Origin of the sequence: Antricoccus suffuscus, assembly GCF_003003235.1 — a bacterium.
Taxonomy (GTDB): Bacteria; Actinomycetota; Actinomycetes; order Mycobacteriales; family Antricoccaceae; genus Antricoccus; species Antricoccus suffuscus.
Genome location: NZ_PVUE01000010.1, coordinates 63,497 through 77,760 on the forward strand (window position 1 = coordinate 63,497; position 14,264 = coordinate 77,760).

Annotated in this window: 13 protein-coding genes; 6 read left to right on the forward strand and 7 right to left on the reverse strand. The window is 65.6% G+C overall.

The window, feature by feature from the left end; all coding sequences use genetic code 11:
• Together sucB and lpdA are read right to left on the reverse strand one after the other, a co-directional pair.
• On the reverse strand, positions 1-1,872 hold the full coding sequence (sucB, locus tag CLV47_RS12695) for a 2-oxoglutarate dehydrogenase, E2 component, dihydrolipoamide succinyltransferase (protein WP_106349416.1): 1,872 nt from the start codon (positions 1,870-1,872) through the stop codon (positions 1-3).
• 91 nt (positions 1,873-1,963) lie between these two features.
• Positions 1,964-3,358 (reverse strand): dihydrolipoyl dehydrogenase, encoded by a 1,395-nt coding sequence (gene lpdA, locus CLV47_RS12700; protein WP_106349417.1) that lies wholly within the window; start codon positions 3,356-3,358, stop codon positions 1,964-1,966.
• 263 nt (positions 3,359-3,621) lie between these two features.
• Between lpdA and CLV47_RS12705 the strand changes: the two genes are divergently transcribed.
• A complete protein-coding gene (locus tag CLV47_RS12705) occupies positions 3,622-3,909 on the forward strand; it encodes an oxidoreductase (protein WP_238145431.1) in 288 nt (95 codons plus the stop codon).
• A 26-nt stretch (positions 3,910-3,935) separates the two neighbouring features.
• Here the strand turns inward: CLV47_RS12705 and CLV47_RS12710 are convergent, their stop codons facing one another.
• Positions 3,936-5,456, reverse strand: a complete 1,521-nt coding sequence (locus CLV47_RS12710) for a leucyl aminopeptidase (protein ID WP_106349419.1) — start codon at positions 5,454-5,456, stop codon at positions 3,936-3,938.
• 195 nt (positions 5,457-5,651) lie between these two features.
• On the opposite strand from CLV47_RS12710, the gene CLV47_RS12715 reads away from it, so the two are divergent.
• From CLV47_RS12715 to CLV47_RS12725, 3 genes are all read left to right on the forward strand, one after another.
• A complete protein-coding gene (locus tag CLV47_RS12715) occupies positions 5,652-6,542 on the forward strand; it encodes a PadR family transcriptional regulator (RefSeq protein WP_106349420.1) in 891 nt (296 codons plus the stop codon).
• 65 nt (positions 6,543-6,607) lie between these two features.
• Complete coding sequence (gene gcvT, locus CLV47_RS12720; RefSeq protein WP_106349421.1) at positions 6,608-7,735, forward strand: glycine cleavage system aminomethyltransferase GcvT; 1,128 nt, start codon at positions 6,608-6,610, stop codon at positions 7,733-7,735.
• Between the two features lie 20 nt (positions 7,736-7,755).
• The gene (locus CLV47_RS12725; protein ID WP_106349422.1) at positions 7,756-7,962 is read left to right on the forward strand and encodes a hypothetical protein; all 207 of its coding nucleotides are present in this window, start codon (positions 7,756-7,758) and stop codon (positions 7,960-7,962) included.
• Between the two features lie 6 nt (positions 7,963-7,968).
• On the opposite strand, the gene CLV47_RS12730 is transcribed toward CLV47_RS12725, so the two are convergent.
• Both CLV47_RS12730 and CLV47_RS12735 read right to left on the reverse strand, forming a co-directional pair.
• Positions 7,969-8,586 (reverse strand): DUF3043 domain-containing protein, encoded by a 618-nt coding sequence (locus tag CLV47_RS12730; RefSeq protein ID WP_106349423.1) that lies wholly within the window; start codon positions 8,584-8,586, stop codon positions 7,969-7,971.
• Between the two features lie 26 nt (positions 8,587-8,612).
• The gene (locus CLV47_RS12735) at positions 8,613-9,488 is read right to left on the reverse strand and encodes a GNAT family N-acetyltransferase (RefSeq protein WP_106349424.1); all 876 of its coding nucleotides are present in this window, start codon (positions 9,486-9,488) and stop codon (positions 8,613-8,615) included.
• Positions 9,489-9,620: 132 nt separating this feature from the next.
• Here CLV47_RS12735 and CLV47_RS12740 point away from each other — a divergent pair, with 132 nt between their 5' ends.
• Both CLV47_RS12740 and erpA read left to right on the forward strand, forming a co-directional pair.
• A complete protein-coding gene (locus CLV47_RS12740) occupies positions 9,621-10,730 on the forward strand; it encodes a glycerate kinase family protein (protein WP_202862559.1) in 1,110 nt (369 codons plus the stop codon).
• Between the two features lie 168 nt (positions 10,731-10,898).
• On the forward strand, positions 10,899-11,246 hold the full coding sequence (gene erpA / locus CLV47_RS12745; RefSeq protein WP_106349426.1) for an iron-sulfur cluster insertion protein ErpA: 348 nt from the start codon (positions 10,899-10,901) through the stop codon (positions 11,244-11,246).
• A gap of 74 nt (positions 11,247-11,320) precedes the next feature.
• Here the strand turns inward: erpA and CLV47_RS12750 are convergent, their stop codons facing one another.
• Together CLV47_RS12750 and CLV47_RS12755 are read right to left on the reverse strand one after the other, a co-directional pair.
• Positions 11,321-12,541, reverse strand: a complete 1,221-nt coding sequence (locus tag CLV47_RS12750) for an acetyl-CoA C-acetyltransferase (protein ID WP_106349427.1) — start codon at positions 12,539-12,541, stop codon at positions 11,321-11,323.
• Positions 12,542-12,620: 79 nt separating this feature from the next.
• Entirely contained in the window at positions 12,621-14,249 is a 1,629-nt protein-coding gene (locus tag CLV47_RS12755; RefSeq protein ID WP_106349428.1) for an AMP-binding protein, read from the reverse strand.
• Between the last annotated feature and the right edge of the window lie 15 nt (positions 14,250-14,264).

Below are 14,264 nucleotides of genomic sequence, written 5' to 3' on the forward strand. Positions count from 1 at the left end.
CTAGAGGCCGAGGTCGCCCTCGAAGTTGCCGGCCTCTAGCCGTTCCTTCATCGTTCCGAGGAACCGTGCCGCGTCCGCGCCGTCGACGACCCGGTGATCGTAGGACAGTGCGAGGTAGACGATCGAGCGAACCGCGATGATCTCGCCGAGCTCGGGATCGTTGACGATCGCCGGGCGTTTCACCACGACACCGGTGCCCAGGATCGCGCTCTGCGGCTGGTTGATGATTGGCGTGTCGAACAGCGCGCCGCGGCTTCCGGTGTTGGTCAGCGTGAACGTGCCCCCGGTCAGGTCGTCGGGGCCGGCGGTGCCGCCGCGAACCTTGCCTGCGAGATCGTCGATCTTGCGGGCAAGTCCGGCCAGGTTGAGATCTCCGGCTTCTTTGATGACCGGTACGACGAGGCCACGGTGGCTGTCGACCGCGATGCCCAGGTTTTCGGTGTTGGGGTAAGAGATCGTGCCGGCCTCGAGATCGAGCGAGGAGTTGACGACCGGGTGCACCTTAAGCGCCTCGACGGCAGCCAACGCGAAGAACGGCAGGAAGCTCAGCTTCACGCCTTCGCGGGACTGGAACTCACCTTTGACCCGATCCCGCAGGTGCGCGACGCGGGTGACATCGACTTCGGTGACGGTCGTCAGTTGCGCAGCGACCTGGAGCGACTCGACCATCCGGTTGGCGATCAGCTTGCGCAGCCGGGTGATCTTTTGCGTCGTACCGCGAAGCGCGGAGTTGTCGACATTGCCGACGCCCGGACCTTGCGTGCCCGCAGGCTCGGTTTCCTTACGAACCGGTGCGGCCGGCTCTGCTTCCTTGGGAGCGGCAGCGGCGAGCACATCCTGCTTGCGGATGCGGCCGCCGACACCGGTGCCGGTGAGGGTGGACAAGTCGACGCCGTGTTCGGTGGCGAGTTTGCGAACCAACGGCGTGATATAGCTGTTGCCGCCGTCTGATCCAGAGGCGCGGGGGGCCGCTGCAGGAGCAGGCGTGGCCTCGGCGGGAGCCGTTTGTGGCGCCGCGGCGGGAGCCGGTGCGGCTTGTGGTGCCGGGTCGGGCGCGGCCTGGGGCTCTGGCGCAGGTGCGGGTGCGGCCTGAGGTTCCGGGGCCGGTTCAGCGGCAGGTGCGGGAGCGGGAGCTTCCGGTTCGGCTGGTTCGGGAGCGGGCGCCGCCGGCTCGGCTGGCGCGGGAGCGCTGCCGGAGCCGATCACCGCGAGCACGGTGCCAACGTCGACCGTCTCATCTTCGTCGACCCGAATCTCCAGCAGCGTTCCGGCAGCGGGTGACGGGATCTCGGTGTCAACCTTGTCGGTGGAGACCTCGAGAAGCGGCTCGTCCGTGGCGACCTCTTCGCCGACCTTCTTGAGCCAGCGCGTCACGGTTCCTTCGGTGACGCTTTCGCCGAGTGCGGGCATTTCGACATTCGTGCCCTCGGCCGGTCCCGAGTCGGAGGAGTCGGCGACCGTGGCGGGCGCGGCAGCGGGCTCTTCGGTGGCCGGCTCGGCTGCTGGCTCCGGTTCGGGTGTGGCCTCATTGGCTTGCGGTTGTTCGGCTTGCGGTTGTTCGGCTGGAGCCGGTTTGGCCTGAGTATCGTCGGCTTGCGCGTCGTCGTCGGGCGTCTCCTCGGCCGGGGCGCCCGCACCGTCACCGATGACGGCAAGCTCGGTGCCGACGTCGACCGTCTCGTCCTCGCCGACCACGATCTTCTGCAGCGTTCCCGACGCGGGCGAAGGAATCTCGGTGTCGACCTTGTCGGTCGATACTTCGAGTAAGGGCTCGTCGGCCGTGACCTCGTCGCCCTCCTTCTTCAACCAGCGCGTCACGGTTCCTTCGGTGACGCTCTCGCCGAGTGCGGGCATTGTTACCGAGACCGACATCTTCGGTGTCTCCTTCGTTGCAGTATTCGCGTGAGCTATTGATGTTTACCCGGCTCGGCCGGTGATCACAAATATGTGGGGTTGTTATCGGTTAAGGATGCACGTGCAGCGGCTTCCCGGCGAGGGCGAGGTGCGCCTCGCCGATTGCCTCGCTGAGGGTGGGATGCGGATGGATCAACGGGGCGACATCTTCGGGGTAGGCCTCCCAGTTATAGATCAGCTGTCCCTCGGCCAGCAGCTCGCCGGCACGCGTGCCGACGATATGGATGCCGATGACCGGGCCGTCCTTCTTGCGGATCACCTTGGTCGCCCCCGACGTACCGAGAATTTGGGCCTTGCCGATGCCGGCGAGGTTGAGCACAAACGACTCGATCCCGTCGGCACCATACTTTTGTGCAGCCTGTTCCTCGGTGTAGCCGACCGAGGCGACTTCCGGCTCGCTATAGGTAATCCGTGGTACCCCGGCGTAGTCGATCGGGCTGACAGCCACGCCCGCGAGCCGTTCGGCCACGAGGATGCCCTCGCCGAAGCCGGCGTGCGCGAGTTGAAGTGTGGGGATGAGGTCGCCGACGGCGCTGATCGTCGGCACGCTGCTCTGGTAGTAGTCGTCGACGACTACGAAGCCGCGATCGAGGGTGACGCCGGCCTGTTCGTAGCCGAGGCCTTCGGACACCGGTCCGCGGCCGACCGCGACGAGCAGCAGCTCCGCGTCGATCGCGGTGCCGTCCTCGAGCGAGACCACGACGCCGTTTTCGGTGCGGGTGACGCCGGCAAAGCGTACGCCGGTGTGCGCGGTGATCCCGCGGCGCCGAAACGCCCGTTCCAGCAGTTTGGAGGAGCTCGCGTCTTCGGTCGGCAGCAGACGGGGTAACGCTTCGACGATGGTGACTTCCGCCCCGAATGAGCGCCACAGGGACGCGAACTCGACGCCGATCACGCCGCCACCGAGGATTACCACGCTCTCGGGGACTCGGTCGAGGATGAGCGCGTCGTCGCTGGTGATGATCCGCTCACCGTCTAGTTGCAGCCCGGGCAGCGTGCGGGGTACCGAACCGGTGGCCAGCAGGATGTGCCGACCCTCGTAGGTGACCCCGTCGGCCTCGACGGCGGTGGGGGAGACCAGCCGTCCGGCCGCCGCGACGACGTTGATTTTGTGCTGCTTGAAAAGGCCCTGCACGCCTTTGTACAGGCCGCCAACGACCTTGTCTTTGTAGCTGTGTACGCCGGGCATATCAATGCTCTCGAGCGTGCTCCGGACACCGAACTTCGCGCCGTCTCGGGCGCTGTCGGCAATTTCGGCCGCGTGTAGCAGCGCCTTGGTGGGGATGCAGCCGCGGTGCAGACAGGTGCCGCCGAGTTTGTCCTTCTCGATGAGGGTGACGCTCAGCCCGAGTTCGGCGGCCCGAAATGCCGCCGCGTAACCGCCGGAGCCGCCACCGAGTACGACGAGGTCGGACGTGTGCGAACCGTCAGCTGCCTGGGGCACCGTTTCTCCACATTCTTTCTCGGGTACGTCACCATCTTGTCACTAATCAAAATCTCACGTGCGCGGGGTTCGGGTGCCCATTTTCGCGAATTCACCGAGGCAACCGGCCGGAACCGGGCCGGCCGCCGCGACGTTATGAGACAAACACGTGTTCAATGGTGCGATCGACGAAGTCACGACCGAAACGGGGTTTGTCGCCAGTGGGAGTGTTCAGCAAACTGAGCCGCCGATCTAGGCCCAAAGACCTTGGGTCCGGGGCGAGCATGGATCGCACCGCGACCAGCCACGACTATCGCCATCTGCGCGAGTTCGTCGAATCGCGGGCGGGCGCCGAGGCGTACGTCGAGCCGCGCACTAACGTCACCGAGATGACCGTTGTGCTCGTCGCCGCCGATGGCGAGTGGACCCGCCGCCGGGTGGCCGGCAAGGATGGCGCCCGCGAGTTGAGTCATAAGTTGGGCATTCCCGTGTACGACGTACAGCGCACCGGCTATCCGCAGCGGATGCGCGAGTGGTCGGCCCGCCAGAAGAAGCAGCAAAACGACGGCTGAGTCTTGCTGACGGGCCAGCACCTGAACTAGCCGATGAGGCCCTCAGCGACCCGCAGGATCGTGCGCACCGGTACGCCGGCCGGGCCCTTGGGCGTGTAGCCGTAGCTGCCGCCGGTGTTGTTGGACGGCCCGGCGATGTCGATGTGGGCCCACTGCACGCCGTCGGTGACGAATTCCTTGAGGAAGTGTCCGCCTGCCAGCATGCCTCCGGGGCCATCACCGATGTTGGCGAAGTCGGCGGTCAATGAGTCCATCCCGGTCCGGACTTCCTTCGGCAGCGGCATGGCCCACGCGGCCTCGCCGACGGCATTGCCGGCCGCGGTGACCACGTCACGGAACTCGTCGCTGCCCATGACGCCGGCGGTGCGCTTGCCAAGCGCGACGACCTGCGCGCCGGTGAGGGTCGAGGTCTCGATGAGGTAGTCCGGCTTGTCCTCGCAGGCCCGTGCGATCGCGTCGGCGAGTACGACGCGGCCCTCGGCGTCGGTGTTGAGGATCTCCGCGGTCTTGCCATTGCGGAAGGTGACCACGTCGGCCGGCCGGTACGCCGACCCGCTGGGCAGGTTTTCGGCCATCGGGATCGTGGCCACGACCGAGATCGGCAACTGCAGCGCCGCGATCAGCACGATGCTTGCCACGATCGCGGCCGCACCGGACATGTCCGTCTTCATCTCGTCCATCTTCGGGCCCGGCTTCAAGGAGATGCCACCACTGTCGAAGGTGATGCCCTTGCCGACGAGTGCGAGCTTGGGCGTCGACTTCTTGACGGTCTTGGTGGGCGTGTAAGTCATCCGCACAAGACGCGGCTTGCGGTCAGATCCGCCACCGACCGCCAGGATGCCGCCGAACCCGCCGGTTGCGAGCCGCTTCTCGTCGAGCACCTCGACCTTGATGCCGGCCGCCGTACCAAATGCCTTGGCCTTCGCGGCGAACGTCGCGGGGTAGAGGTCCGACGGCGGGGTAGCGATGAAGTCGCGGGCCATGGCGACGGCCTCGCTGATCGAGACGGCCTTTTTCAGGGCCGCGCTCGCGGTCCGCTCGCGGGCCTTGTCGACCAGCAGGCTGACCTTCTTGACGGGGGCATCGGCCGCGGCGACCTTTTCGCTTTTGTACTCGGTGAAGGTGTAGCCGCCAAGCATCAGTCCTTCGGCGGTGGCGCCGAGGAGCTCCGGGTCGGTCGCTCCGTTGACGCCAGGCAGCGTGATTGCGGCCGCGGCCCGGCCGGTGAGGGCACGTGCGGCGCAACCGGCAGCGCGGCGTACCTGCTCGGTGTCGTACGCCGAGTCGGCCACGGGAGCGCCGAGCCCGACCGCGACGATCAGTGGGACGGAGGCCTGGCCGAGTGTGGCCAGCTTGATGACCTCGCCCTCGCCGCCCTTGGCGCCCAGGACGCTCAGCGCATCTGCCAGCGTGCCGCCGAGCTCTTCGTCGAGGGCCTCGGCGCCCGGCAGGATTGTCAGCGTGTCGTCGGTGGACGACGTGCCGATGACGATCGCGTCGAGCTTTAGCCCCGAGATGGGGCGGTCGGACAGAACAAGGTTGGTCACAAATCCTCCAGAGATTTACGCGTGCACTTTGGGTTTCGGTTCGTCGCCGCGCGGGTCGACGTGGGGTGCCGCGCCGATCAGACTATCTGGCTGGGAAAAATTTGCGGAATTTTGGCGCCCGGGCACCCCAAATTGGACATAGCGATATATCGTTACATCGTACCGATAGTCTTTATTGTGAAGTGAGGTTCAGCGATGAACAACGACGACGAAACGAACGACGAGGAACGAATCATCGACGAAAACGGCGCCGACCAAACCGACTCCCACCAGGATGACACCGATTCGGATGGTCCGGGGGCTTACAGGACTCCTTATGGACCGCCGTTCGGGCCAGGGTTCTTGGACGCGCTCAAGGACTTCGCCGAATACTCCGGTTTCGACCTCGGCGGTCCCCGGGGCGGACGCCGGGGCGGTCCAGGGCAGCGTGGTCCTGGCCAGCGCGGCCACGACGGGCCCGGCAGACATGGCGGCCCGGGCGACCATGGTGAGCGCCACGAGCGTCATGAGCGCGGCGACCGCAGAGGACCCGGTGGCCCTGGTGGTCGCGGTGGACACCGTGGTCCCGGCAGCCGCGGACGAGGCGGCCGGCCAGGCGACTTCGGCGGGTTTCCCGGACGCCCCGGGTTTCCGGGTCGTCCGCAGCGTGCCCGGAAGGGTGACGTGAAGGCGGCCATTCTTTCGCTGCTGGCGGAGGAACCGCACAACGGATATCGCCTGATCAAGGCGATCGCGCGGATGACCGACGGCGCATGGCGACCGAGCCCGGGTTCGGTTTATCCGACCCTGCAGCAGATGCTCGAAGAGGGGTTGATCGCGGCCGTCGGCGGCGAAGGCAACCGCTCGGACTATGGCCTCACCGATGAAGGGCGCTCCTACGTCGCCGAACACGTCGAAGATCTCAAGGCGGCATGGGAAGCGGCGAGCGGCACCACCGACGAGGATCTCGCGATGCAAGACAGCATCCGCAAACTCACCGGCGCCGTACATCAGGCGGCCCTCGCCGCGACCGAAGAACAGTCCGGCAAGATCGCCGAGATTCTCGATGATGCGCGGCGCGCGGTCTACCGCGTGCTCGCCGACTAGAAACCATAGTCGCCGGTCGCCCTCGGTGACCGGCGACTATCGGCGAGAGGGTAGTTTCTGGTGTCATGAGCGACGCCGAGACCCACTCCCTGAAGACCTCCCCGCTGCATGACCGTCATGTCGCCTTGGGCGCCAAGATGGCCGACTTCGGCGGCTGGGAGATGCCGATCGAGTACCCGGGCACGGGCGGTGGGGTGCTGATCGAGCACAAAGCCGTCCGCGAGGGCGTGGGCGTGTTCGATGTGTCCCACCTGGGCAAGGCCTCGGTGCGTGGACCCGGCGCGGCGCAGTTCATCAACTCCACGCTGAGTAACGACCTCGAGCGCATCTGCGCGGGTCAGGCGCAGTACACATTGTGCTGCGACGATGCCACGGGCGGCGTGGTCGATGACTTGATCGTCTATTACCGGTCCGCCGAGGACATCTTTCTCGTCCCCAACGCGGCCAACACTGCAGAGGTCGTACGCCGTCTCAACGCCGTCGTACCGGAGGGCATCACCATCACCGACGAGCACGAGGACTATGCCGTGCTCGCCGTACAGGGTCCCAACTCGACCGCCTTGATAGAGCGGCTCGGGTTACCCGCCGACCATGACTACATGAGTTTCACCGCGTCCCGGCTGGGCGAGTCCGAGGTGACCGTCTGCCGCACCGGCTATACCGGTGAGCATGGCTACGAGCTGGTCGTGCCGTGGTCGGCCGCGTTGTCGACGTGGGACGCGCTACTCGAGCACGGCGAGTCATTCGGCGCCCGGCCGTGCGGGCTTGGTGCGCGTGACACGCTGCGCACCGAGATGGGCTACCCACTGCATGGCCAGGACCTCTCGATGGAGATCACCCCCAACCAGGCGCGTAGCGGCTGGGCGGTCGGCTGGAAGAAGCCACAGTTCTGGGGACGCGATCCGCTCAGCGCCGAACGGGAGGCGAAGCCGGCGCGGCTGCTGTGGGGACTGCGCTCCAACGACCGCGGCATCCCGCGTCCGCACATGGAGGTCAAAACCGACTCCGGCGAGGTGTGCGGGGAAGTCACATCCGGCACGTTTTCGCCGACGTTGCGGATCGGGATCGGTCTCGCACTGATCGAGCGCGAGCGCGGCGTTACCGAGGGCTCGGTCGTAGAGGTCGACGTACGCGGCCGCAAGTCGAGCATGACCGTGGTCAAACCGCCATTCGTGGACAGCCACGTCCGTTAATACGAGAAAGTAGGCAGCACATGTCATGGACCTGGCGTCTTGAAGCCAAGAGTGACAAGCAGTTCGACTCGATCGAAGTGCCCGCGTTCGACAACCAGTCCGATGCCGAGACCTGGATCGGTGACGAATGGCAGACGCTGCTCGATCACGGCGTCGACGCGGTCACGCTTCTCGAGGGCGACCGGATCGAGTACTCCGACATGAGCCTGCACCCGCCCCAGAACTAACTGAAGTTAGATGGAGTCGCCGACTTTGACGACTGGTTTCGGGTAGCGGCCCTTGCGGAACATCAGCGCGCGCATGACGCCGTAGAAGATGAGGCTGCGCACGCGTTCTTTGGTCTTCGGGAACCGTTCGCGCACCGCCTTGCCGATCCGCCGTGCCAGCAACAGGGACTCGACGATGATGACCACGAAGACGATCAGCCAGATGTAGGTAAACACGTTGTATACCTGGACGTTGCGCTGCTGCATGCCGGTGAAGTAGAGCACCAGAAGTACGACCGCGAACAGCGGGAAGAACGAGGCGACGCTTCGCTTGGAGTCGACGAGGTTGCGGACGAAAGCTCGCTCGGGACCGGCGTCGCGCTTGGTCATGACCGGTTCGGCGGGCGCGACCCGGCCGGCCTTCACGTCTTCTTTGCGGGTCTTCGCCTGCTCGCGCATTCGAGCCCGCGCCTCTTTGCCGGTCTTTGGCGGCGGAGCGACCGGGCCGGAGCGACGGGGTTGTACGTCGCGGCGTTTCGGGGTCGGTTTCCCCTTCGGCGCCGTCGGGTCGAAAGGTTCGGCAGGGATCGCGCGAGGAGTGCTCTGCGCTTCGACGGGTTCGGGCTTAGACCAAGGCATCTTCATGATGCCAACAGGTTACCTGCGCCGAGTTAGCCCAGAGCGTCGTGGGGAAGGTACGGCGCCGGCAGGGCCATTCCGCGCACGACGACGGGCCCGGCCAGATGCAGACTCATGCCAAGGCGACGTACGACATCAAAGGCCCATCGCTGTTCGCTGGTGATATTGCGGACCAGCGCGACCGAGCCGCTCTCGCCGGATGCCAAGCACCCGACTAGCAGTTCCCGGGCAAGCGCCGTACTGGAAGCAGCGACGGTGAGGGGGGAGCCGTTCGGGTGCGCGTAGGCGTAGCCGTACGCCGTTCCCTGCTCGGCGACAAACAGCCTGCTGCTAGCCGCGAGCAGGTCATGGTCGGGGCCGCGACTTGCACCGCGCAGCCGACGGTCGGTCGTGACACACAGTTCGCGGTCGCTGTCGTCGCCGTCGCGGACAGATCGGATCACGGGCAGCCGGCCGCGGTCGATCGCACCTTCGGCGCGCATCGCCGGGTGCACGTCATAGTTCCAGGGGAAGAGGAAGCGAATTGTCTCGTCGGCGCGTACGACGCCGAGTGAGCGGGGGAACGTGTCGACCATCTGATGCATCGGCTGCATCAGCGATTGTGCATAGCCCTTGCCTTGGGCCTTGGGCGCCACGGCCGTCAGCGACATGACGAACATGCCTTCGCGGTTCATCGCCATGACGGCGGCTTTGATCGACCCCGACTCCTCGAGCACGAGACAGGTCTCGGGATCGGTTTTCAGGATGTGTTCGGCCAGTTGTAGTGACGTGATCCGCTCGCCTTCCTCGGCGTCGGCGCGTCGGTCGGACCAAGGCTCGATGCCTCGGGACTCCTGCAGATCCGAGAAGGTCTCCTTGTAGGCGCGTTTGGCGATTTTCACCACCTGTGCAAGATCGTCCGGACGCATCGGCCGTACGGTTGGCTGCGGGGTCGAGGACACCGGTCTGAGGCCTTTCTGAGGAAATCTTGACTGCGACAGCTGATAGGACGGAGTGGCTGGACCAATGCCTGAAACGGTAATGCATCGATGAAGGTGCTCGTGGCACCGGATTCATTCGGCGAGACGATGACCGCCCGTATCGCGGCCGAGGCGATTCATCGCGGTTGGTTGCGCGTCCGGCCGGACGACGAGATCGTGCTCCGGCCGATGTCGGACGGCGGTCCCGGGTTCATCGACGCCGTCAGCTCCTCGCAAGCCGGGCGCCTGATCGACGTGCCGACCACCGATCCGTTAGGGCGTCCGGTGACCGCGCAGGTATTCGTTTCAGAGGAAGGTCCGGCGTACGTCGAGTCGGCGCAGGCGGCGGGTCTGCATTTGCTGGCACCGGCCGAACGCGATCCGCGGGTCACTTCGTCGTACGGCGTCGGCGCGATGCTGCTCGCAGCGGCCGAGGCGGGCGCGACGGTGATCTACGTCGGGCTCGGCGGCTCCGGTACCAATGATGGTGGGGCCGGCATGCTCGCGGCGGTCGGGATCGTCGGCTACGACGCGGCAGGGTCCGCCCTTCCGCCTGGCGCATTGCCGCTGATCGCGCTCGACCACTTCGACGGGTTCCCGCTGCTGCGCCGTTCGCGGGTCGTCGCCGCGTCCGACGTGGACAATCCGCTGCTCGGCATCAATGGCGCGTCCGCGATCTTCGGGCCGCAGAAGGGCGCCGACCGGGGCGTCGTGCAGCAGCTCGACATCGCGCTGAGCCGGTTCGCAGAGATCGCAGTCCGCGATATTCCACCCGCGCCGGACAACCTGGCCGCACTGCCTGGAGCCGGGGCCGCCGGCGGACTGGGCGCGGCGATCTTCGCGCTCAACGGGCGGCGCGAGTCTGGGATACAGATCGTGATGGACGCCGTACGGTTCGGGACTGCTCTGGAGTCGGCGCAACTGGTGGTCACCGGCGAGGGCAAGTTTGACGAGCAGACGCTGGCCGGCAAGGTCGCGGTCGGCGTCGCCGGCGCCGCACGGGAGTACGCCGTACCCTGTGTCGCCGTCGCCGGCCAGGTCGATCTGGGGCGTCGGCGCGCCGCTGCGTACGGTTTCGATGCGGAGTACTCAATGGCGGAGCGGGCCGGCTCGATCTCACGGGCTATGGACGAGCCGGTGGCGACCCTGGAAATGCTCGCCGAGACTGTGGCGAAGGACTGGAGCCGCTGACAACGGTGAGTTACCTCGCCGCAGTCGACCTTCAGGGTGTATATGTGGGAACATGGGCGGGGTAAGGCATCCTCCACGGATCCGGAATAGTTCCGCAGCCGGACGCGTTGCACCGACGACTTATTAGAGATTCACCCAGATATAGCTCAACGACAGATGAGGTAGACCATGACTGTCCAGGACGTAGCCGCCGACGGCATCAAGCTCTCCGACAACGCAGCGGCCAAAGTCAAGTCACTGCTAGGCCAGGAAGGGCGCGATGACTTGCGACTGCGCGTCGCCGTGCAGCCAGGCGGTTGTTCGGGCCTGCGTTACCAGCTGTTCTTCGACGAACGCTCGTTGGACGGTGACGCCATTACCGACTTCGGCGGCGTTGAAGTCGTCGTCGACCGGATGAGCGTTCCGTATCTCGGTGGTGCGCAGATCGACTTCGTCGACACCATTGAGAAGCAAGGCTTCACCATCGACAACCCCAACGCTACGGGTTCGTGCGCGTGCGGTGACAGCTTCAGCTAACCCACTTCGGTTCTTACCCAAACGACCCCCACAGATCACACTGTGGGGGTCGTTTGCATCTTGGATGTGAAGCGTTAGCTCTCCACACGCTCGAAGATGGCTGCTAACCCCTGGCCGCCACCGATGCACATCGTCTCGAGGCCGTATTTGCTGCCGCGACGCTTCATCTCGTGCGCCATCGTGGCGAGGATGCGTCCACCGGTGGCGCCGACTGGGTGGCCGAGCGAGATGCCGGAACCGTTGACATTGAGCCGGTCGTAGTCGGACGCCGCAAACTTCCACTCGCGCAGGCAGGCGATGGCCTGCGCGGCGAATGCCTCGTTGAGCTCGATGAGGTCGATGTCGGCAAGGCTGAGCTCGGCCCGTGCGAGTGCCTTGGCGACGGCCGGAACCGGTCCGATACCCATCGTGCGCGGAGGTACGCCGGCGTGCGCCCACGTGACCAGCTTCAGATACGGCTGCAGACCCAGTTTGTCAGCGTTTTCGCGGGTGGTGATGATGCTCATCGAAGCGCCGTCATTTTGACCGCTGGAGTTGCCGGCGGTGACGGTCGAGTTGGGGTCGATCTTGGCGCGGACGGGCTTGAGCTTCTGCAGGATCTCGATCGTCGTGTCGGGCCGCGGGTGCTCGTCCTCGTCGACGATTCGCGCCGGCGCCTTGCGGGTTGCCGGGATCTCGACACCGAGAATTTCGTCCTTGAAGCGGCCTTCACGCATGGCGGCCGCGGCCTTCATCTGCGAGTTGTAGGAGAACTCGTCCTGTTCCTCGCGGCTGATGTTGTATTCCTCGCGCAGGTTTTCGGCGGTCTCAAGCATGCCGCCATCGACCGGGAAGCTCACTCCGCCAGCGGTAACCCGGCCGCGTGCGAGCCGGTCCATGAGCTCGACTCCGTCGCCCTTGACACCGCGTCGCAGCCCCAGCACGTAGTGCTCGGTGTTGGACATCGATTCGGCTCCGCCGGCCACGACCGTGGTGCTCGCGCCGGTCGCTACCTGCATAATGCCGTTGAGTACGGCCTGCAGGCCAGACCCGCACCGCCGGTCGACCTGAAACCCGCCAGTCTCTATGCCGAGTCCCGCGTCCAACGCCGCGATACGCCCGATTGCCGGGCTCTCGCCGTTGGGGTAGCACTGACCCAGGATGACGTCGTCGACCTGGCCTTCTTTGAGGCCGGTCCGTTCGATAAGGCCCTTGAGCAGGGCGGTGGCCAGCTCTGGGGCGCTCAGCGGTGTGAACACTCCTTGGAACCCGCCCACGGCGGTGCGAACCGGCTCGCAGACAACGACTTCAGTCATGGCTCAACCCTTCAGTTTCGATTTTCTATAGAATGATGTATTGGTTCATAGTAGGAGAACCGGCGACGCAACAGCAGTCCTAGACCGTGAGATCTTGGGCCCACTCGCGCAGTTGCGCGGTGCGGATCTTGTCGCCATTGGTGCCCGAGGTGAGCGGCATCTTGTCGATGAACTGGACGCGGTCCGGGACCTTGTACTTCGCAAGCGAATCGCGACACCAGTGTTGGACTTCGCTCTCGGTGAGTGTTCCGCCGGCGGCAAGCACGGCGTATGCGACGGCGTGCTCGGCGCCGTCGGCGTCCTTGATGCCGACAACCTTCGTGGTCTCAATCTGTGGATGCGCGAGTAGCCGAATCTCTATCTCGTACGGGTCTACGAGATAGCCCTTGAGCCGCAACACGTCGCCTATCCGGCAGACGTACGTCATCCGCCCGTCCGCGTCGACACTGCCCAGGTCGCCGCTTTTGAACCAGCCGTCCGGCGTAAACGACGCGCGCGCGGCGTCCGGATTGCCCAGATAGGCGTTGACTACTGTCGGCCCGCCGAACTGAAGCTCGCCGTCCGTACCGTCGGGGAGAGGTTCGTCAGTCTCAGGATCAACCACGCGCACCTTGATCTGATCGGACATCATCCGCCCTCCGGGAGTGAACCGCTGCGGCATCGGGTCGTCGATGTCGCGCGAGCACAGCAGCGAGAAGACCTCGGACGAGCCGTATAACCCAACGACCGCGGCGTCGAAGTTGTCGTGTGCCCATGGCGCGATCTCCGCGACCTTGCCCATGAAGTCGGCCAGTCCGGCCCAACGCCACGCGCTCAGGTCTTCTCTGGTGTCCTGCCATGCCCTGCGCAGCCGGACCATCATGTCGTCGCCCGCAACGATATGCGTCACGGCGTACTTCGCCATGTTGGCCAGGATCTGTGGTTCTTTGAACACCGGCTCAAGCAGGCAGACTCCACCGCCGGCCATGGTGGCCATCGCGGTCATGAAGCCGAAAACGCCGGACAGCGGCAGCATGCACTCGATCGCGTCGCCATCGCGAATCTCGATCCGCTCGGCGACCGCAATGGCATGCCCGACGACACCATTCTCATCGTGCGCCGCCAGTTTGGGCATCCCGGTCGACCCGGACGTGGTGAAGGCGGTCATGAGCCGGTCCCCAAAGTCACCGTCCGGCGGCGTGATCGGGCGCTCGCCGTACTCCGGCGCCCAGACTCCGTTGCCGCAGTCGTACGGCGAGAGCTCCGCCGGGGCGGGCCGATGGGGGCCGGCGACTACCGCGATGAGCGGCGGCGGGGCAGTGGACGCCTTGACCGACTTGTGCAGCCGGTCGCGCAGGTCGAGCCCGACGAAGCCGTCCGCGATTGCCAGCACCTTCGGACGGGCGCAGTTAAGCAAGTGAGCGACCTCGTCGACGTTATAGCGGGTGTTGACGCCGATGATGTGCGCCCCGAGTCCGCTCGCGGCGATCTGCCAGCACAGTGCGTCACTCCAGTTGGGCAGCCACACTGCGACGCAGTCGTCGGTGGTAACGCCTCGGGTACGGAGTTGTTCGCGAAGATCGCAGCTGCGCTGCAGCAGCTGAGTGCGAGTCAGAGCCTTGTCACCACCTGCATCGGCATCGATAACAGCGACGGCGTGCGGATTTCGATCGGTCCAGGAGACGAGCAAGTCATGCAAGCTCGGGACCGGGTCTGGACGGCGTGTCATTTGTATAGGACTCCC